Below are 19,905 nucleotides of genomic sequence, written 5' to 3'. Positions count from 1 at the left end.
CCGAGGCCGTGGCGGCGAGCGGAGCGGGGACCCCGGGGGCGTACCGGCTCCGGCAGCTCCGGGCCCGCGTCCGGTGGGGACGCGGGCCCTTCGGCCGTCCGGCGGGGCCGGCTCCGCCTTACGCGGCGGAGTCGCCCTTGCGGCGGCGTGCGGCGAACACCGCGCCGGCGCCGGCCAGCAGGGCCGCGCCGCCCACGAGGGCGACCTGCGGGACGGTGGAGGACGAACCGGTGTTGGCGAGGCTGCCGTTCACCGGCTGGTCGGAGACACCGCCCTGCGGCGTCGGGGCCACGGCGGTGGGCGTGGCGGTGGGTGTTGCGGTGGGGGTGGCCGACGGCGTGGGCGTGGCGTCCGGGGTGTTGCCGGGGGTGCCGGCCGCGGCCGCGATCTCGAACTCGTACGTGGCGAGGTCCGGAGTCCCGCCGCAGGACTCGTCGTCGTTGTAGTAGTCACCGGCGGCGAAGGCGATGCCCTGGCCGGCCGGGGCCTTCGCGTCGACCTTGAGGCGCAGCTTGATGTCGCTGTGGGCGCCGGCCTCCAGCGGGCTGACGGGGTCGATGTAGTAGGTGTCGTCGACGGTCTTCCAGGTCGTGGAGGACGCGGAGGACCACTGCAGCTTCAGCAGGTCGCCGATGTCCTTGAGGCCGCTCTTGTCGGTCGCGTGGACGCTGGCGTACGGGTAGACCTCGTCCATGGTCTTCTCGGTGCCGTTGGTCAGACGGAGCCGGAAGTTGACCCATTCGCCCGCGACGACCTCGGAGGGCAGGCCGGTCACCACGGTGGTGAGTTCGGGCTCCGGGACGCACGTGTCGTCCTCGTTCCCCTCCTCCTCTTCCCTGGCCTCGGCGAGGGCCTCGTCGGCGGCCGTCTTGTCTTCGAGGGCCTTCTTCACGGCCTTCTTCAGCAGGTCGTACGCCCGGACGGCGGCGACCCGCTCGTCGTCCCGCGCGTCGAGGGCGGTCTCGGCCTCGGCGTCGGCGGCGGTCTTCGCCTCGCCGGCGGCCTTGGCCGCGGCCTCGGCGTCGGTGACGGCCTTCTCCGCGGCTTCCTTCTCCTCCGGGGTGGCGGTGTCCGGGAGCGCGGCCAGGGCGGCCTCGGCGTCGGCGAGCGCCTTGTCGGCGGCGGCCTTGGCGGTCTCGGCTTCCTCGGCGGCCTTCACGGCGGCGGTGGCCGCCACGGCGAGGGGGGTGGTGTCGGCGAGCGCCGCCTCCAGGACCTCCCTGCCCTCCTTCTCGGCCAGTACGGCGTCGTCGTACACCTTCTGCGCCTCGGCGGCGGCCCTTTCGAGCTGGGCGAGGGTGGGCCTGCCCGGCTGCTCCTGCGTGGCCGGCTTGGTGTCGGCGAACGCGGGGGTGACGGAGAACAGCGCGACGGGCGTCGTCACGGCGGCGACAGCGGCAGTGGCGAGAATGCGGCGGAATCTCACAGGCGACCTTCTCCGGGTCCGAACGTACAGAAACAGAAACAGAAGTAGAAACAGTCGCCGTAGGAGGTCTTCACACCGCGCGACTCCGTCGAAGGGTAGGACGGCCAAAAGAGCGGTGGGAAGCCGGATTCGGCCGGCGCGGTGGGTGGCGCCGACGCGGGAGAGGACCAAAAAGGATATTCGCGGACGGTTGTCCACGAGTTCTGTGATTTCTCTGTGGGGCATGTCACGGAACCGGCGCGTGCGCGGGAAAGCTCTGCCCCCCGGAGTTCCCGAACTCCGCCCCGTCCGGCCGCACTTCGGTGCCCGGACGAGGAAGCCGCCGGCCGGGGCCGGAGCTGTCAGCCGGCCGGTGTCTCCTCGGTCTCGGTGATGACGGGGAAGCGGCGCGGCGCCACGAAGACGAGCGCGAGCAGGGCCAGGCCCGCCGCGATCGCCGCTCCCACGTAGACGTGGCCGACGGCCGTGTCCACCGCCCGCCGGAGGTAGTCGGCGGCCTCCGCCGTGAGTGAGCCCGAGTCGCCCAGCGCGTGCGAGACGGAGTCGAGGTCGCCGGGGAGGCCGTCCCGTATCCCCTCGGGGGCGGCGGCGAGCCGGGACGCGAGCGTGGCGTTGGCGATCGCGCCGAAGAGGGCCGCGCCGACGGACTGGCCGACCTGGCGGCAGAAGAGTACGGACGCGGTCGTCGTACCGCGCTCCGCGTACCCGACCGTCGACTGGACGCCGACGATCAGCGGGAGCTGGAAGAGGCCCAGCGCCGCGCCGAGCAGCAGCATGATCAGGGCCGGCTGCCAGGCCGCGCCCGGGAAGGGGAGGAACGGGAAGGCGAGCAGGACCAGTGCCGCGCAGGTGATGCCGGTGATCGCGGTGAGGCGGAAGCCGATGCGGTTGTACGCGTGCTGGCTCAGGGCGGCGGAGAGCGGCCAGCTCAGGGTCATGACCGACAGGACGAAGCCCGCGGCGATCGGGCCGAGGCCGAGGACCGACTGGGCGTAGGTGGGGAGGAAGACCGTCGGGGCGACCATCAGGAGGCCCAGCGAGCCGAGGGCGAGATTGACGGCGGCGATGGTGCGCCTGCGCCACACCCAGCCGGGGATGATCGGCTCGGCGGCGCGGCGTTCGATGACGACGGTGGCGGCGGCGAGGAGCGCGCTCGCGCCGAAGAGGGCGAGGGACGGCGCGGAGAGCCAGGGCCAGGCGACGCCGCCCTGGACGAGGGCGAGGAGCAGCAGGCCGCCGCAGGCGAACACGGCCAGCGCGCCGGCCCAGTCGATCCGGGGGCGGGTGGCCGGCTTGCTCTTCGTACGGGCGGGTTCGTGCAGGTGGCGGACGACGAGCCAGAGGGCGACCGCGCCGACCGGCAGGTTGATGAGGAAGATCCAGCGCCAGTCGGCGTACGCGGCGAGCAGGCCGCCGAGCCCCGGGCCCGCGACGGCCGACACCGCCCACACGGTGGACAGTTTCGCCTGGATCTTCGGGCGTTCCTTGAGGGGGTAGAGGTCGGCGGCGATCGTCTGGACCGTGCCCTGGATGGCGCCGCCGCCGAGGCCCTGGACGATGCGGAAGGCGATCAGGCTGCCCATGTTCCAGGCGGCGGCGCAGAGCAGGGAGCCGAGGAGGAAGAGGGCTATGCCCGTGATCAGGACCGGCTTGCGGCCGAAGGTGTCGGAGAGCTTTCCGTACACGGGGAGGGTGACGGTGACGGCGAGGAGATAACCGGAGAAGAGCCAGGAGAAGACGGCGAAGCCGCCGAGGTCACCGACGATCTGGGGGACGGCGGTGGAGACGATCGTGCCGTCGAGGGCGGCGAGGGCCATGCCGAGCATGAGCGCGGCGACGACGGGGCCGCGGCGGGGGTCCGGGGCGGCTTCCGTCGGCCGGCCGACGGTGCCGGCGCCGCCGGGGGCGGCGCCGGTGCTGTCCGTGCTTCCGGTGTTGCCCGCACTTCCCGTGCTGTCCGCGCTTCCCGTGCTGCCCGTACCGCCTGTGCCGTCCGTACCGCCTGTGCTGCCCGTGCTGCCCGCACTGCTTCCGGCGCCGCTCACCAAGATCCCTTCACCGTGCACGTATCTGGTCCTCGACACCTTCTCACCCGCAGGTCACGCAGGGGGAGGGTGCGGAGGGCCCGGAGACGGGGTCCACCTGCGGGTGGAGAGCCCCTAGGGGGTTCTCCTTACTTCTGGCCAGAGGACGTTCGTCCCGGTGGAGGACGAGGGGGACGCGCCCGTTCTTTAGCTTGGTCTTACAGCCCAACCGGCCGCGGCCGAAGGGAAACCGCACCTCGGGGGTGGGGTTTTCCCCAGGTGAATACGGAGCTGAACACCACTGCGCGCAGGGCTGGGGGCCGCCAGACTCGAAGTACTTGATCACCGACGGCTCGCACGTCTCGCACACCTCGTACGGCATACGGCATACGGCTCACGACTTACGCGACATAGGAGACTTACCGTGACAACGGCTATGACCATTCCCAGGCACGGAGGCGCCGGCGGGCATGCGGCCGTCGCCGCGAGGTCGCGGCAGGTCGTCAAGGCGTACGGGGCGGGGGAGACCCGGGTCGTCGCACTCGACCACGTCGATGTGGACATCAACCGGGGGCAGTTCACCGCGATCATGGGCCCGTCCGGCTCCGGCAAATCCACGCTGATGCACTGCCTCGCGGGCCTGGACACCGTGACCTCGGGCGAGATCTACCTCGACGAAACCGAGATCACCAAACTCAAGGACAAGAAGCTCACGCAGCTGCGCCGGGACCGGATCGGCTTCATCTTCCAGGCGTTCAACCTGCTGCCGACGCTCAACGCCCTGGAGAACATCACACTGCCGATGGACATCGCGGGCCGCAGGCCGGACGCGGCCTGGCTGAACCAGGTGGTGGAGACGGTCGGCCTCGCGGACCGCCTCAAGCACCGGCCGACGCAGCTCTCGGGCGGCCAGCAGCAGCGGGTGGCAGTGGCGCGGGCCCTGGCCGCGCGCCCCGAGATCATCTTCGGTGACGAGCCGACCGGGAACCTCGACTCCCGGGCGGGCGCCGAGGTGCTGACCTTCCTGCGGAAGTCCGTCGACGAGCTGGGCCAGACCATCGTGATGGTCACCCACGACCCGGTCGCCGCCTCCTACGCGGACCGGGTGCTGTATCTCGCGGACGGCCGGATCGTCGACGAGATGTTCTCGCCGACCGCCGACCAGGTCCTCGACCGCATGAAGGACTTCGACGCACGCGGGCGGACGTCATGACCGTGGTCAAGACCTCCCTGCGCAACTTCGTCGCGCACAAGGGGCGGATGGCGCTCTCCGCCGTCGCGGTCCTGCTCTCGGTGGCGTTCGTGTGCGGCACGCTCGTCTTCACCGACACCATGAACACGACCTTCGACAAGGTCTTCGCCTCCACCGCGGCCGACGTCACCGTCAGCCCCGAGTCGGCCGGAAGCGACGGCCAGGGGCCCCGGACCGGCAGGCCCGAGGTGCTCCCCGCGTCCGTGGTCCAGCAGGTGGCGAAGGCGGACGGCGTGGAGTCCGCCGAGGGCGCCGTCTCCAGCACGTCGGTGACCGTCGTCGACGGCGACAACAAGAGGATGGGCTCCGACGGCGGCGCCCCGACGGTCGCCGGCAACTGGACACGCAGTGACCTCAAGTCGATGGAGATCACCTCCGGACACGCCCCGCGCGGGCCCACCGAGGTGATGGTCGACGCCGACACCGCCGACAAGCACGGCCTGGCCCTCGGCGACGAGCTGCGCACCATAGCCGTCACCGGCGACATCAGCGCCAGGATCTCCGGCATCGTCTCCTTCAAGGTGACCAACCCGGGGGCGACCGTCGTCTACTTCGACACCGCGACTTCGCAGCAGAAGCTGCTGGGCAAGCCGGACACCTACACGCACGTCGCCGTAACCGCCGAAGAGGGCGTCAGCGACAAGCAGTTGAAGCAGTACGTCGCGGGGGCGCTCGGCGGGGCCGACGGCGCGTACAAGCTCCAGACCGCGAAGGAGGCCGCGGACTCGGGCCGCGAGGAGATCGGTTCCTTCCTCGACGTGATGAAGTACGCGATGCTCGGCTTCGCCGGAATCGCCTTCCTCGTCGGCATCTTCCTCATCGTCAACACCTTCTCGATGCTCGTCGCCCAGCGCACCCGCGAGATCGGCCTGATGCGGGCCATCGGCTCCAGCCGCAAGCAGATCAACAGGTCCGTGCTGGTGGAGGCGCTGCTGCTCGGCATCGTCGGTTCGGTCCTCGGCGTCGGAGCCGGTGTCGGCCTCGCCGTCGGCCTGATGCAGCTCATGGGCGCCGTCGGCATGGAGCTGTCCACCGAGGACCTGACCGTGGCCTGGACGACCCCGGTCGTCGGGCTCGCGCTCGGCATCCTCGTCACCGTCGTCGCCGCCTACGCCCCGGCCCGGCGGGCCGGGAAGGTCTCCCCGATGGCCGCGCTGCGCGACGCCGGGACCCCCGCGGACGGCAGGGCCGGCCGGGTACGGGCCGGGCTCGGCCTGGTCCTCACCGGTACGGGCGGCGCGCTGCTCTACCTGACGACGCAGGCGGACAAGGCGAGCGAAGGCTCGCTGTTCCTCGGCGGCGGTGTCGTCCTCACCCTCATCGGCTTCGTCGTCGTCGGCCCGCTCCTGGCGGGCGGCGTGGTGCGGGTGCTCAGCGCCGTGGTGCTGCGGATGTTCGGCCCCGTGGGCCGGATGGCCGAGCGCAACGCGCTGCGCAACCCGCGGCGCACGGGAGCGACGGGCGCGGCCCTGATGATCGGCCTCGCGCTGGTCGCCTGCCTCTCCGTCGTCGGATCCTCGATGGTCGCCTCGGCCACGGAGGAGCTCGACAAGTCGGTCGGCGCGGACTTCATCGTCCAGAGCGGATCCAGCGGCCCGATCGTGCCCAGGGCCGAGGAGGCGCTGCGCGCGGCTCCCGGCATCGAGCACGTCACCAGCTACAAGGCGATCGAGGCGAAGCTCACCTCCCCCGACGGCACGTCGGAGACCAAGGACCTGACCGCCGCCGACCCGACGTACGCCCAGGACCTGCGGCGCGAGACCGTCGCCGGTGAGCTGGGCGCGGCGTACGGCAAGAACGCCATGTCGGTCGGCTCCGACTACGCCGAGCAGCACGGCATAGAGGTCGGCGACCGGATGACCGTCGCGTTCAAGGGCGGGGAGACCGCGAAGCTCGAGGTCGCGGCGATCACCTCGGACGAGTCGAACGTCGACAAGGGCGTGATGTACACCAACATCACGACGGCCGCGCAGTACCTGCCGGCCGACCGGATGCCGCCGAACATGATCATGTTCGCGAAGGCGGTGGACGGCAAGGAGGAGGCCGCGTACGCGGGGCTCAAGGCCGCGCTGTCCGATTACCCGCAGTACAAGGTGCAGAACCAGACCGACTTCAAGCAGGACCTGAAGGACGAGGTCGGCCAGCTGCTCAACATCGTCTACGGCCTGCTGGCCCTCGCGATCATCGTCGCGGTGCTCGGTGTGGTGAACACCCTCGCCCTGTCGGTCGTCGAGCGGACCAGGGAGATCGGCCTGATGCGGGCCATCGGCCTCTCCCGTCGCCAGCTGCGCCGCATGATCCGCCTGGAGTCGGTGGTCATCGCCCTCTTCGGCGCCCTGCTCGGCCTCGGGCTCGGTATGGGCTGGGGCACCTCGGCCCAGAAGCTGCTGGCGCTGGAGGGGCTCGGCGTCCTGGAGATCCCGTGGACCACGATCGTCACGGTCTTCGTCGCGTCGGCCTTCGTGGGGCTGCTCGCCGCCCTGGTCCCGGCCTTCCGGGCGGGCCGGATGAACGTACTGAACGCGATCGCCACGGAGTAGGAATGGCGGGGGCGGTGCGGTGACGGGCCCGGTCCCGGGGTGTTCCTGTGAACACCCCGGGACCGGGCCGCGGCCGTGGTCAGACCGCCATGACCTGCACGTCGTACTGCGGGATCCACTTGTCGCGGGTCACGACGGCCAGACCCTCCGTCCCGGCCTGCGCGATGATCACCCGGTCGAAGGGATCCCGGTGACGCATCAGCGCATCCCGAAGGCTTCCGCGATGTCGTCCGGCAGCTCGTCGAAGTCGTCCGGGATGTGGATCCGACCCCGGAGCGATCCCCGGCCGGTACGCCGGACCTTGGGGCGCAGCGGTGCGACCTTGGCAATGGGCTCGCCCGCCCTGCTGATCACGACTTCCTCGCCGGTCTCGACCTGTTGCAGTATCCGGGAGAAATGCGTCTTCGCCTCGTGGATGTCGTACTGCCGGGCTGGTTCCATCGCTGCCTCGCCCGGGGCCGGGGCCTACCGGACCAGATGCCTGGTCCGGTACCCGGCGCAGCCTGCGTTCCGCCGTCCGAGCCGCAGCGTTCCCTCGCGCGGGTGACGTAGCGGCGTCGTAGGCTGGAGCCCCCGGCCCGTGAGACGTGTCGGGCCCTTCGCGTTGTCCACCTCGTCACCTCGTTACCCGGACGGAAACCCTTCATGAGCCTGCACGGTCTGCTGGATGCCGTAGTACGAGACCCGGCGCTCGCCGAAGCGGTGAAGGCCGCCGCCGACGGCAACCGCATGCACATCGATCTGGTCGGCCCGCCCGCCGCGCGCCCCTTCGCGGTGGCCGCGCTGGCCCGCGAGACCGGGCGTACCGTGCTCGCCGTGACCGCGACCGGCCGCGAGGCCGAGGACCTGGCCGCCGCGCTGCGCACGCTGCTGCCGGAGGAGGGGATCGTCGACTACCCGTCGTGGGAGACGCTGCCGCACGAGCGCCTGTCGCCGCGCAGCGACACGATGGGCCGCCGTCTCGCCGTCCTGCGCCGCCTCGCGCACCCGCACGCCGACGACCCGTCCGCCGGCCCGGTGAGCGTGATCGTGGCCCCCGTGCGGTCGGTGCTCCAGCCGCAGGTCAAGGGGCTGGGCGACCTGGAGCCGGTGGCCCTGCGGACCGGGCAGAGCGCGGATCTGGGCGACGTCACGGCGGCGCTGGCGGCAGCGGCGTACTCGCGGGTCGAACTGGTCGAGAAGCGCGGCGAGTTCGCGGTGCGCGGTGGCATCCTCGACGTCTTCCCGCCGACCGAGGAGCACCCGCTGCGCGTGGAGTTCTGGGGCGACGACGTCGAGGAGATCCGTTACTTCAAGGTCGCCGACCAGCGCTCCCTGGAGGTGGCCGAGCACGGCCTGTGGGCCCCGCCCTGCCGCGAGCTGCTGCTGACCGACAGTGTGCGCGAGCGGGCGGCGGCCCTCGCCGAGGAACACCCGGAGCTGGGCGAACTGCTCGGCAAGCTCGCCGAGGGCATCGCCGTGGAGGGCATGGAGTCCCTCGCCCCGGTCCTCGTGGACGACATGGAGCTGCTGCTCGACGTCCTGCCCGAGGGGTCGATGGCGCTGGTCTGCGACCCGGAGCGGGTGCGGACCAGGGCGGCGGACCTGGTGGCGACGTCGCAGGAGTTCCTCCAGGCGTCCTGGGCGGCCACGGCGGGCGGCGGCGAGGCCCCGATCGACGTGGGCGCGGCCTCGCTGCGCGGCATCGCGGACGTACGGGAACGCGCCCGTGAGCTGGACATGCTGTGGTGGTCCGTGGCGCCGTTCGCCGCCGACGAGGAGCTGTCCGACGACACGCTCAAGCTGGGCATGCACGCCCCGGAGGCGTACCGGGGCGACACGGCCAGGGCGCTCGCCGACACCAAGGGCTGGCTGGCCGACGGCTGGCGCACCGTCTACATCACCGAGGGCCACGGCCCGGCGGCCCGCACCGTGGAGGTCCTGGGCGGCGAGGGCATCGCGGCCCGTCTGGAGGCCGAACTGGCCGAGATCACCCCGTCGGTCGTGCACGTGGCCTGCGGCTCGATCGACAACGGCTTCGTCGACCCCGGCCTCAAGCTGGCCGTACTGACCGAGACCGACCTCACCGGCCAGCGCACCGCCAGCAAGGAACTGGGCCGCATGCCGGCCCGCCGCCGCAAGACCATCGACCCGCTGACGCTCCAGGCCGGCGACTTCATCGTCCACGAGCAGCACGGCGTGGGCCGCTACATCGAGATGGTCCAGCGCACGGTCCAGGGCGCGACCCGCGAGTACCTGCTCGTCGAGTACGCCCCCGCCAAGCGCGGCCAGCCCGGCGACCGCCTCTACATCCCCACCGACCAGCTGGAGCAGGTCACCAAGTACGTCGGCGGCGAGGCCCCCACCCTCCACCGGCTCGGCGGCGCGGACTGGACGAAGACCAAGGCGCGCGCGAAGAAGGCGGTCAAGGAGATCGCCGCCGACCTCATCAAGCTGTACTCGGCGCGCATGGCGGCCCCCGGCCACACCTTCGGCCCGGACACCCCGTGGCAGCGCGAGCTGGAGGACGCCTTCCCGTACGTCGAGACGCCCGACCAGCTGTCCACCATCGCCGAGGTGAAGGAGGACATGGAGAAGTCGGTCCCCATGGACCGCCTGATCTGCGGCGACGTCGGCTACGGCAAGACCGAGATCGCCGTCCGCGCGGCCTTCAAGGCCGTCCAGGACGGCAAGCAGGTCGCGGTCCTCGTGCCCACGACACTGCTGGTGCAGCAGCACTTCGGCACGTTCTCCGAGCGGTACGCGCAGTTCCCGGTCGTCGTGAAGGCGCTGAGCCGCTTCCAGACGGACACCGAGGCGAAGGCGACGCTGGAGGGCCTCAAGGAGGGCTCGGTCGACATCGTCATCGGCACGCACCGGCTCTTCTCCTCCGAGACGAAGTTCAAGGACCTGGGCCTGGTCATCGTCGACGAGGAGCAGCGCTTCGGCGTCGAGCACAAGGAGCAGCTGAAGAAGCTCCGCGCCAACGTCGACGTCCTGACGATGTCCGCGACCCCCATCCCCCGTACGCTCGAAATGGCCGTCACCGGCATCCGCGAGATGTCGACGATCACGACGCCGCCGGAGGAGCGCCACCCGGTCCTGACCTTCGTCGGCCCGTACGAGGAGAAGCAGATCGGCGCCGCGATCCGTCGCGAACTCCTGCGCGAGGGCCAGGTCTTCTACATCCACAACCGCGTCGAGTCGATCGACCGGGCGGCCGCGAAGCTCCGCGAGATCGTCCCGGAGGCGCGGATCGCGACGGCGCACGGCCAGATGGGCGAGAGCCAGCTGGAGCAGGTGGTCGTCGACTTCTGGGAGAAGAAGTTCGACGTTCTCGTCTCGACGACGATCGTCGAGTCCGGCATCGACATCTCCAACGCCAACACCCTGATCGTCGAGCGCGGCGACAACTTCGGCCTCTCCCAGCTCCACCAGCTGCGCGGCCGCGTGGGCCGTGGCCGCGACCGCGGGTACGCCTACTTCCTCTACCCGCCCGAGAAGCCGCTGACCGAGACCGCGCACGAGCGCCTGGCGACGATCGCCCAGCACACCGAGATGGGCGCGGGCATGTACGTCGCCATGAAGGACCTGGAGATCCGCGGCGCGGGCAACCTCCTGGGCGGCGAGCAGTCCGGCCACATCGCGGGCGTCGGCTTCGACCTCTACATCCGCATGGTCGGCGAGGCCGTGGCGGACTACCGCGCGGCGGTGGACGGCCAGACCGAGGAGGAGCCCCCGCTGGAGGTCAAGATCGAACTCCCGGTGGACGCCCACGTTCCGCACGACTACGCCCCCGGCGAGCAGCTGCGCCTCCAGGCGTACCGGGCGATCGCCTCCGCGAACTCCGAGGACGACATCAGGGCCGTGCGCGAAGAGCTCACCGACCGGTACGGCAAGCTCCCCGAACCGGTGGAGAACCTGCTGCTGGTCGCGGGCCTGCGCATGCTGGCCCGGGCCTGCGGCGTCGCGGACATCACCCTGGCCGGCCCCAACATCCGCTTCGGCCCGGTGGAACTGCGCGAATCCCAGGAGCTGCGCCTCAAGCGCCTCTACCCCCGCACGGTCCTGAAGCCGGCCACCCACCAGATCCTGGTCCCCCGCCCCACCACGGGCCAGATCGGCGGCAAGCCGGTGGTGGGCCGCGAACTGCTGGCCTGGACGGGGGAGTTCCTCACGACGATCCTGGGGTCGTAACAGGACCGGTGTCCGGCCGTACGTCAGAGCGTGCCCGGACGGCCGTGCCCAGGTCGTGGGCACGGCCGGCGGTCCGTCAGAGCGTGTCGAGGTCGAGGGCCTCGGCCATCACGCGGAATCCGGCGTCGTTCGGGTGCAGGCCGTCGCCCGAGTCGTAGACCGGGAGCATGCGGTCCCGGTCGGCGGGGTCGGCCAGGGCGCGGTCCAGGTCGACCACCGCGTCGTACTCGCCGGACGTACGGATCCAGTGGTTGACCGCGTCGCGCTTGGCCTCGTTGACCTCGCTGTAGTACGCCGAACCCTTGACGGGCGTCAGGGTCGCGCCGACCACCTTGATGCCCTTGGCGTGCGCCTGGCGGATCAGCGTGCGGTGGCCCTCGACGAGCTGCTCGGCCGACACCTCGGGGGTGGGACCGCCCGGGAACCCCTGCCAGCTGCTGCCGCTGCCACCGATGTCGTTGATGCCTTCCAGCACGATGACCGTGCCCACGCCCGGCTCGCCGAGCACGTCCTTCCCGAAACGGGCCACGGCCTTCTCGCCGGCCCAGGCCGTGTCGTTGGTGATCTGGTTGCCGCCGATGCCGTGGTTGACGACGCTGCGCGGCTGTCCGGCGGCCGCGAAGCGCTCCGCCAGCTCGTCGGGGTAGCGGTTGTTCGTGCCCGGGGTGGATCCGACGCCGTCGGTGATGGAGTCGCCGAAGGCCACCACCCCGTCCCGGCGCGGGGCCCCGCCCCCGGAGACCTCGACGCCGGACAGGTAGTACCAGGAGTCGCTGGTCTCCTTGAACGCCGCAGCGCCGCGGTCGAAACGGTGGTCCCCGTCGGCCCGGTAGCTCGTGGCGGAGGCGACCGCGTGGAAGGTGGCAGGCCCGGTCGGCGCGGCGAGATACAGCGTGACGGTCACCGACTCCAGCGCCTCGACCCGGAACGGCACCCCGTCGCTGAGCGCCTTGCCGCCCGCCGGGATCGTCACCGACCGGTCCTTGCCGAAGGACAGCCGCCGGACCGAACCGGCCTCGACCGAAGCCCCCTCGTCCGTACGGGCCACCGTCGCGCCGGTGATGCGCAGCGGGGCGGAGCCGTAGCGGTTGGACAGTTCGATACGGGCCTTCGTGCCGCCCGTACTGACCCTGACCACTTGCCGGACCGTGTGGTCGGCGAAGCCCTGCTCGGACCAGTTCGGCCCGAACGGCGCGATCGGCGCCTGCGGCGAAGCGGCCCAGCCGCCCTGCCACGCCGTCCGGCCGCGCTGCTCGGCCGCGACGGCGCCGGCGGACCCGGTCGGTCCGCCGGCGCCGACGACCGGCAGCGCCGCCAGTACGGCCGCGGAGAGCAGCGCGACACCCGTACGCCGTAAAGAAGTCGTGGAACCCATCTGTCCCGCCCCCTGTCGTGGATCACGTGCGTGCGACACGGTCAATCACGGATCGGCTCGGGCTATTCCCAGGGGCGGGACAGGCGCTCCCCCCGCTAGCGGACGTCGACGAAGTCCTGGCGGCCGTAGTCCGCGTAGTGCGTCTTCACCGTGTCGATGTAGCGCATCTGCCAGGTGCCGTCCTGCTGCGCGGTGAACTTCTTGCTGAAGGTGCCGTTGCTCAGGGTCTTGGCGGTGCCCAGCTGCTTCCACGCGGCGCCGCTGGTGGAAGCCTTGAAGTAGATGCGGACCGTCTGGCCGGCGTACGTCTTCCAGGAGGTCCCGGACTGCTGCATCAGGCCGCCCTTGGCCGTGATCGTCGTCCCCTTGCGCACGCCCTCGGGCGTGACGTCGTCGTTCCACAGCTCGGTCGCCTTGCGGCCGAGCTTGAACGAGGTGCTGTTCAGGTCCGCGGCCGAGTGGCGCAGGCGCCAGTAACTGCCGTCCGTGCCCTTCTTGGACGGGGACTGCGTGAAGGTGGTGCCGTACCGCGCGGTGAAGGAGTCGACGGTCGACCAGCTGCTGCCGTTCGTGGAGTGCTGGATGGAGATCTTCGCCGACGTGCCGGCGGGGTACGACCCCTCCTTGACCCCCAGCTTTCCGGTGAAGGTGACCTTCCGGTACTTGTCCACACCGGCCGTGAGCGGCGAGAACGTGCTGGTCTTCGCCGAGCTGACCTGGAAGGAGTGCGGAGCCGGGTCCTTGAACCAGCCGGACGACGTGCGGGCCTGCACGTCGGCCCAGCCGCTCCGCAGGACGGTGCGCACACCGGAGAAGGTGCCGTCCGCCTTGGTGACCGCCCTGTTCTGCGCGTCCGTCATCACATCGATGCCGGCCAGCGGCTGCTCGGTGCCGTCGTCGGCGACCCGGGTGAGCTTGCCCTTCACGGGAATGTCGCTCCCGTACGGCGCGGTGACGGAGCCGGTGGGCGTGTCGACCTTCAGCTTCAGCTCCTGCTGACGGAACGGAAGCCGGAGCGTCTCCTCCTCGGAGTTCACGTAGAAGCGGATGGGGGTGGCGGTGTTGTACTCGTTGAAGATCCGCCGGAGGGTGAAACGCCCCTCCTCGTCCGTGAGCTTCTTCCCTTCGTCACCGCTCACCTGGCCGCGGTAGCCGACCGTGGCCCCCGCGAGCGGCTTGACCTCGTGCGTGTTCGGGTCCTTGGCGACCAAGGTGCCGGAGATGTCGTGGGTGCGGGCGTCGTACGAGATCCACGGATGGTTGCTGGTGACGGTCAGCTGCGGATCGAGGCCGTAGTTGAGGTCGCCGTTGTCGCGGTCGACGAGCTCGTCCGGCTGGCCCTCCCGGACCACGACGTCCAACGCGTAGACGCCCATCCGGGGAAGCGTGATCGGATCGGTCAGGAACGTCAGGTCCCAGCAGTCGTGCTCCGGGGTGCAGCCGTCGGTGCCATGGAGCCCGAGCGTCCTGAGGACCGTGTCGCTGCCCCTCTCGCGCACCCGGATCCTGACGTCCCCCGGGAGTATGTCGCTGTCCAGCGAGTTGTAGACGACATGGATCCGGCCGTCCTTCTCGTAGGACCAGGTGTGTGATTTGAGGGTGACGTCGGCCGCCTGCGCGGCGGGCGCGGCGACCAGTGTGGCTGCAGAAAGCGCGAGGGCCGTGCCCACCGCTGCCGTGATCTTTCTCAAGGGTTCCCCATCAGTCCCGCTCTGGTTGATCTGCCGCAGGTGTGACACCTCGAACGGCCCGATGGTTGTACTGCCCGGAACGCGCGTCCGGGGCGTCAGGCGTCGCTCTTGAGCAGGGCGGCGGCCAGCGCCCGGAAGACGTCCGCCGGGACGTTTCGCAGCCGGGGGTGGAGCGAGGAGGAGTGGAGCGCGGCGAGGGAGCGGCTCGTGGCACGTGGACTGCCGGACGAGGACGCGGTGGCGACCGGTGCCGGGCGCGCGCTGCGTGCCGGCGTCGAACGGCGTACCGACGAACTGGCCGCCGCGAACTGGCCGCCGCGAACTGGCCGCCGCGCCCTGGTGGGCGCTCGGGAGCGAAGGGACCGCGCGCCTCGCCGAACTGCTGGGGCCCTTCTGGGAGGAGGTGCCGAACTCCGGTCTGCTGCCTTCGGGGACCACGCTGGGGATCGGCAAGGTCTAGCTTCTGTGTTCGTGGCATTCTGAGAGCATTCATCCCGACCCGTCAGGACGGAATGCCGTGATACGCAGGTTCAGGACAGCCCTCCCCGTCGCGGCGCTCGCCGCCGCCCTCGCCGTCACCGGCTGCACCCCCGGGGCGGAAGGCGACGGCGGGCAGGGCCGTGCGACCGGTGACGGCGGTACGAACCCGCTGCGCAACCCCGACGGGACGGCGCCGGGTCTGGCCCCGGTCGCCTCCGAGGCGGACAGGGCCTCGGCCCGGCAGCTGATCGGCGAGGTGTCCACCAAGGGGCGCGGACCGAAGACGGGGTACGACCGCGACGAGTTCGGCTACGCCTGGATGGACACGGCGGACGGGGTGCCGCTGGCGCGCAACGGCTGCGACACCCGCAACGACCTCCTGGCCAGGGACGGGGAGGACCTCGAGTACCGCTCCGGCTCCGACTGCGTGGTCGTGGCGATGACGCTGGACGACCCGTACACCGGCACCACCGTCGAATGGCGGAAGCAGAAGGCCGCCGCCGTGCAGATCGACCATGTCGTCCCGCTGTCCTACGGCTGGCAGATGGGCGCGTCGCGGTGGTCCGAGGACAAGCGCGAGCAGCTCGCCAACGACCCGCTCAACCTCATGCCGGTCGACGGGCCCACCAACGGCTCCAAGAGTGACTCCGGTCCGGCGTCCTGGCTGCCGCCCAACAAGCAGATCCGCTGCTCGTACGCGGTGCGGTTCGCGCAGGTGGCTCTGAAGTACGAGATGCCGGTGACGGCGGCGGACAGGGACGCGATGCTCGCACAGTGCGGGGCGTAGGGGGACGTCGCGGGGCGCAGGAGGACGTAGAGGGACGTCGTGGGGCGCGCGGGGAACGCAGGGGCGTGAAAAAGCCCTTGGGCGGGGGACCGGGGCGCTCTAGCCTGCCCGCGTGGAACCGACTATCACTACGCTCGCCGAACGGCCGCATCTCCAGGGCCCCATGTGGCGGATGCTCGACAGCTGGCCCGAGTTCATCCTGCACGACCCGGTGGGCTGGGCCACCATGGGGCGCATAGTCGCCGAACTGCCCGAGTACGTCCTCGTGGGCACCGACGCCGACGGCGCCGTGGTGGCACGGGCGTTCAGCGTGCCGTTCGCGCTGAAGACCGAGGGGCGCGGGGAGCTGCCCGCGCGCGGCTGGGACCAGGTGCTGCTGTGGGCGTTCTCGGACCGGCGGCACGGCCGTGTGCCGGACACGGTGAGCGCCATCGAGATCACGGTCGCCAACACGCACAAGGGGCGCGGGATTTCGGGGAAGATGCTCACCGCCCTCCGCGAGAACGCCCGTACGCACGGATTCGGTGAAGTCGTGGCGCCCGTGCGGCCCAATGCCAAGCACCTGGAACCGCTCGCGCCGATGGACGAGTACGCGTTCCGCACCCGGCGGGCGGACGGCCTGCCGCACGATCCCTGGCTGCGCGTCCACGTCCGGGCGGGCGGAACCGTCGAGGCCGTGGCGCCGGCCTCCATGACGGTGTCCGGCTCGCTCGCGCAGTGGCGGGAGTGGACCGGACTGGCCTTCGACGCGGACGGGCCGGTGGAGGTTCCGGGGGCGCTGGCTCCGGTCCACTGCGAGACGAGGGGCGGGTACGCCGTGTACGTCGAGCCCAATGTGTGGGTGCGCCACCGTCTGTGAACGGGCCGGTGACACAGGACCGGGGAGGCCGTCCCCCTCCGACGGCCTCCCCGGTCCTGCTGTCCTGCTGTCCTGCTGTCCTGCTGTCCTGCTGTTTTGCGGTCCTGCGGTTCTGCCGCTGATCAGAGCTTCAGGTCCCACTGCGAGTCGTCGTGGGAGATGCCGGGGGAGACCTCGACGACCAGGTTCTCGGCGTCGGCGGGGGCGTCGAAGGCGTACTGCAGGGTGGCCTTCTTGCCCGGCATGATCGATCCGGTGAAGATCTCGCCGACCTTGTCGTCGATGATCTCCTCGGCCTTCACGCCCTCCTCGCCGGCGCGGGCCTCGGCGGTGATGAACGTGGCGTCGAACTTCTCCTTGCCGGCGTTGTCGATGACGACCGTGACCAGGTAGGCCTTGTTGCCCTTGGTGTGGCCGAGCGCGTACTCGCCGGGGGTGTACGCCTTGGGGTCGGACACGGTGACGGTCAGCTCGTCGTCGTAGACGGCCGAGTCGCCGGCCTCCAGCGTCTCTTCGCTGCTCTTGTCCTCGCTCTTGTCCGCACCCTTGTCCCCGCTCTTGCCGTTCTTGCCGCCGTCCTTCGCGGAGCCGTCGCCCGGCTCCTTGACCGCCGACGAGTCGCTGATCGTCTTGTCGATGTCGCTCACCGCGTCGTCCACGGCCTTGAAGAGGATCACCGCGCCGACCACCGACATGATCAGGGAGATCAGGCCCAGGACGGTGCCCGCCAGGGCGACACCCTTGTTGGTGGCCCCGCCGCGCTTGGCGCGGCCCCGGCCGGCCAGGCCCATGATCAGGGCGATGACGCCGAGGATGCCGGCGAGCCAGAAGAAGAACGGGATCAGACCCGACAGCGCGCCGATGATGCCGAGGATCAGGGCGGCGGTGCCCAGTCCGTTGCGGGCCTGCGCGGCGGGGACCGGAGCCTGCGGGAACTGGGGCTGCTGCGTGTACTGAGACATGGATGTCCTCCGGACAAGGTGTGTTCGGGACTGCCTGCCGCCCCGTGCTGCGATGGAGTAATCACAGCAGAGCTTGTGAACCGAGTCAACACGGTTGCTCGTAATGCTTCTGTTCACGGCGTGAAGCGGCCTCTCTTGCATGCGCAGGTATGCTCGGTGTCACAAGCAGGCGCAGCTGTACGAGGGGAGCCGGCCGGTGTCGGACAACGCAACAGAGGTGACCGCCGCCGGAATCGCCCGGCTCGCCGGGGTCGGACGCGCCGCCGTGAGCAACTGGCGCCGCCGTCACCCCGACTTCCCCAAACCCGTCGGCGGCACCGAGACGAGCCCTTCCTTCGCCCTCACCGAGGTCGAGCGATGGCTGCGCGACCAGGGGAAGATCGCCGAAGTGCCCCTGCGCGAGCGCGTCTGGCAGCAGCTCTCCGGACACCCGGCAGGCGCCGTCCAGGCCCTGGTCCACACGGGCTGCGCGCTCCTGCTCGTACGCGACAGGCCCACCGCCTGGCTCCAGCTCGCCGCCGTCTCCGACGAGAAACTCGCGTTCCTGCTGCCGCCCGCCCTGGAGGAGGTCCTCGCTCCCCGCTTCGGTCCGGACCGTGCCGTTCACACCCCGGGCACGCCCGAACTGACCGCCTCCGTCCCCCTGTTGCGCGCGGCCGCCGAACTCGCCGCCGAGCTCGGCGCCCGCCAGACGTACGAGTTCCTGCTCGGCCGCCACCTCGACGCCAACCCGCGCCAGCACACGCTCACCCCGCCGGGTCCCGCCGCCCTGATGGCCGCCCTCGCGGGCAGCCCCCGCACCGTTCTCGACCCGGCCTGCGGCACCGGCACCCTGCTGTGCGCCGTCGTGCGGACCACCGCCGGAACCCAGGAGGGACCGGCCGTCCACGGCCAGGAGGCCGACCCCGACCTGGCCGCCCTCGCCGCGCTGCGCCTCGCCCTGCGGACCGGGACCGGCCCGGCCGAAGTGCGGGTGACCGCGGCCGACTCACTGCGCGCCGACGCCTTCCCGCACCTCGCCGCCGACGCCGTGATCTGCCACCCGCCGTTCAACGAACGCAACTGGGGCCACGACGAGCTGGCGTACGACCCCCGCTGGGAGTACGGCTTCCCGGCCCGTACGGAGTCCGAACTCGCCTGGGTCCAGCACGCCCTCGCCCGGCTGCGCGAGGGCGGCACCGCCGTCCTGCTGATGCCGCCCGCCGCCGCCTCCCGCCGCTCCGGCCGCCGTATCCGCGCCGACCTGCTGCGGCGCGGCGCCCTGCGCGCCGTCGTCGCGCTGCCCGCGGGCGCCGCGCCCCCGTACGGCATCCCCCTCCACCTGTGGATCCTGCGCAAGCCCGTGCCCGGGGGCCGGCCCTCGCACGAAATGCTCCTGGTCGACACCGCGGACCTCTCCGCCGCCGGCCGCGACAAGCTCGACTGGCAGGCCCTGCACACCGCCGTCCTCGACACCTGGCAGGCCTTCGACCGCCACGGCACCGTCGAGGAGCGTCCGGGCGTCAGCCGCGCGGTGTCCGTCATCGAGCTGCTCGACGACGACGTGGACTTCGCCCCCGCCCGCCACCTGCCGCCCCCGGCCGCGGGCGGCGGCGCCGCCGAACTCGCCGGCGTACGCGAACGGCTGGCCGACACGCTGCGGACGACCGCCGAACTGACGCCCCCCGCCGTCGAGTCCGCCGAGCCCCCCCGCTGGCCCACCACCACCGTCGGCGAACTCGCCAGGGCGGGAGCGCTCGTGCTGCGCGCGGGCGGCGCGGGAGCCGGTTCCGGGGAGCCCGTCCTCACCGAGCACGACGTCCTCGCCGCAGCGCCGCCCTCGGGCACGCTCCCCGAAGGCCCGGCGGAAACCCCCGTGCTGGTCGAGGAGGGCGACGTGGTCGTGCCCGTGCTCGGCGGAGGCTCGGTCGTACGCGTCGTCGACGAGGCCACCGCGGGCGCCGCCCTCGGCCGCGGCCTCCAGCTGCTGCGCCCGGATCCGGCGGCCGTCGATCCCTGGTTCCTCGCCGGGTTCCTGCGCGGTACCGCGAACAACCGGCAGGCCAGCAGCTACGCCTCCACCTCGACCCGGCTCGACGTGCGCCGCCTCCAGCTGCCCCGGCTGCCGCTCGCCGACCAGCGGCGGTACGGCGAACGCTTCCGCGCGCTCGCGGAGTTCGAGGCCGCGCTGCGGCGGGCGGGCCGGCTCGGCGAACAGCTGGTGCAGGGGATGTACGACGGCCTGACGGACGGGACCGTACGACCGGAGTGAGCTGTGCCACACCGGATCCGTACAACCCATGGGCCGTTGTCGGTGTCGGTGTATACGCTCGAAGCGCGCGTCTCCACGCGTG

General features: G+C 71.4%; 12 protein-coding genes and 1 pseudogene. 7 read left to right on the top strand and 6 right to left on the bottom strand.

The features are described from left to right. Positions 1–118: 118 nt before the first annotated feature. Positions 119–1,426, bottom strand: a complete 1,308-nt coding sequence (locus ACWD0Y_RS10635) for an LPXTG cell wall anchor domain-containing protein (RefSeq protein WP_450259995.1) — start codon at positions 1,424–1,426, stop codon at positions 119–121. 341 nt (positions 1,427–1,767) lie between these two features. Then, positions 1,768–3,471, bottom strand: coding sequence for an MDR family MFS transporter (locus ACWD0Y_RS10630; RefSeq protein WP_450259994.1), 1,704 nt, complete (start codon positions 3,469–3,471; stop codon positions 1,768–1,770). Between the two features lie 403 nt (positions 3,472–3,874). Between ACWD0Y_RS10630 and ACWD0Y_RS10625 the strand changes: the two genes are divergently transcribed. Together ACWD0Y_RS10625 and ACWD0Y_RS10620 are read left to right on the top strand one after the other, a co-directional pair. Further along, positions 3,875–4,663, top strand: a complete 789-nt coding sequence (locus ACWD0Y_RS10625) for an ABC transporter ATP-binding protein (RefSeq protein WP_450259993.1) — start codon at positions 3,875–3,877, stop codon at positions 4,661–4,663. After that, positions 4,660–7,242 (top strand): ABC transporter permease, encoded by a 2,583-nt coding sequence (locus ACWD0Y_RS10620; RefSeq protein WP_450259992.1) that lies wholly within the window; start codon positions 4,660–4,662, stop codon positions 7,240–7,242. Before ACWD0Y_RS10625 ends, ACWD0Y_RS10620 begins: the two co-directional genes overlap by 4 nt. Positions 7,243–7,440: 198 nt before the next feature. On the opposite strand, the gene ACWD0Y_RS10615 is transcribed toward ACWD0Y_RS10620, so the two are convergent. After that, positions 7,441–7,683 (bottom strand): type II toxin-antitoxin system Phd/YefM family antitoxin, encoded by a 243-nt coding sequence (locus ACWD0Y_RS10615; protein ID WP_450259991.1) that lies wholly within the window; start codon positions 7,681–7,683, stop codon positions 7,441–7,443. 204 nt (positions 7,684–7,887) lie between these two features. Here ACWD0Y_RS10615 and mfd point away from each other — a divergent pair, with 204 nt between their 5' ends. Continuing rightward, entirely contained in the window at positions 7,888–11,418 is a 3,531-nt protein-coding gene (gene mfd / locus ACWD0Y_RS10610) for a transcription-repair coupling factor (RefSeq protein ID WP_450259990.1), read from the top strand. Between the two features lie 76 nt (positions 11,419–11,494). On the opposite strand, the gene ACWD0Y_RS10605 is transcribed toward mfd, so the two are convergent. Next, positions 11,495–12,793: an SGNH/GDSL hydrolase family protein gene (locus tag ACWD0Y_RS10605; RefSeq protein ID WP_450259989.1), complete on the bottom strand. Its 1,299-nt coding sequence runs from the start codon at positions 12,791–12,793 to the stop codon at positions 11,495–11,497. Between the two features lie 95 nt (positions 12,794–12,888). After that, positions 12,889–14,484, bottom strand: a complete 1,596-nt coding sequence (locus tag ACWD0Y_RS10600) for a hypothetical protein (RefSeq protein ID WP_450259988.1) — start codon at positions 14,482–14,484, stop codon at positions 12,889–12,891. A 102-nt stretch (positions 14,485–14,586) separates the two neighbouring features. On the opposite strand from ACWD0Y_RS10600, the pseudogene ACWD0Y_RS10595 reads away from it, so the two are divergent. The 3 genes and pseudogenes from ACWD0Y_RS10595 to ACWD0Y_RS10585 form a co-directional block, all read left to right on the top strand. Continuing rightward, positions 14,587–14,944 (top strand): annotated as a pseudogene (locus ACWD0Y_RS10595) (helix-turn-helix domain-containing protein); the annotation flags it as partial. Positions 14,945–15,001: 57 nt separating this feature from the next. Continuing rightward, positions 15,002–15,751, top strand: a complete 750-nt coding sequence (locus tag ACWD0Y_RS10590) for an HNH endonuclease family protein (RefSeq protein WP_450259987.1) — start codon at positions 15,002–15,004, stop codon at positions 15,749–15,751. Positions 15,752–15,863: 112 nt separating this feature from the next. After that, entirely contained in the window at positions 15,864–16,610 is a 747-nt protein-coding gene (locus tag ACWD0Y_RS10585; RefSeq protein WP_450259986.1) for an N-acetyltransferase, read from the top strand. Positions 16,611–16,732: 122 nt separating this feature from the next. On the opposite strand, the gene ACWD0Y_RS10580 is transcribed toward ACWD0Y_RS10585, so the two are convergent. Next, positions 16,733–17,572: a DUF4190 domain-containing protein gene (locus ACWD0Y_RS10580; protein WP_450259985.1), complete on the bottom strand. Its 840-nt coding sequence runs from the start codon at positions 17,570–17,572 to the stop codon at positions 16,733–16,735. A 196-nt stretch (positions 17,573–17,768) separates the two neighbouring features. Here ACWD0Y_RS10580 and ACWD0Y_RS10575 point away from each other — a divergent pair, with 196 nt between their 5' ends. Beyond that, positions 17,769–19,823 (top strand): N-6 DNA methylase, encoded by a 2,055-nt coding sequence (locus ACWD0Y_RS10575; protein WP_450259984.1) that lies wholly within the window; start codon positions 17,769–17,771, stop codon positions 19,821–19,823. Positions 19,824–19,905: the final 82 nt, after the last annotated feature.

The organism is Streptomyces altiplanensis, from assembly GCF_053591575.1.
This window is presented reverse-complemented; position numbering and strand designations above follow the sequence as displayed.

What these genes read in the sequence shown, in the direction of transcription:
- ACWD0Y_RS10620 (WP_450259992.1), top strand. Translation starts at nt 4,660, where the DNA reads ATGACCGTGGTCAAGACCTCCCTGCGCAACTTCGTCGCGCACAAGGGG.
- ACWD0Y_RS10615 (WP_450259991.1), bottom strand. Translation starts at nt 7,683, where the DNA reads ATGGAACCAGCCCGGCAGTACGACATCCACGAGGCGAAGACGCATTTC.
- mfd (WP_450259990.1), top strand. Translation starts at nt 7,888, where the DNA reads ATGAGCCTGCACGGTCTGCTGGATGCCGTAGTACGAGACCCGGCGCTC.
- ACWD0Y_RS10605 (WP_450259989.1), bottom strand. Translation starts at nt 12,793, where the DNA reads ATGGGTTCCACGACTTCTTTACGGCGTACGGGTGTCGCGCTGCTCTCC.
- ACWD0Y_RS10580 (WP_450259985.1), bottom strand. Translation starts at nt 17,572, where the DNA reads ATGTCTCAGTACACGCAGCAGCCCCAGTTCCCGCAGGCTCCGGTCCCC.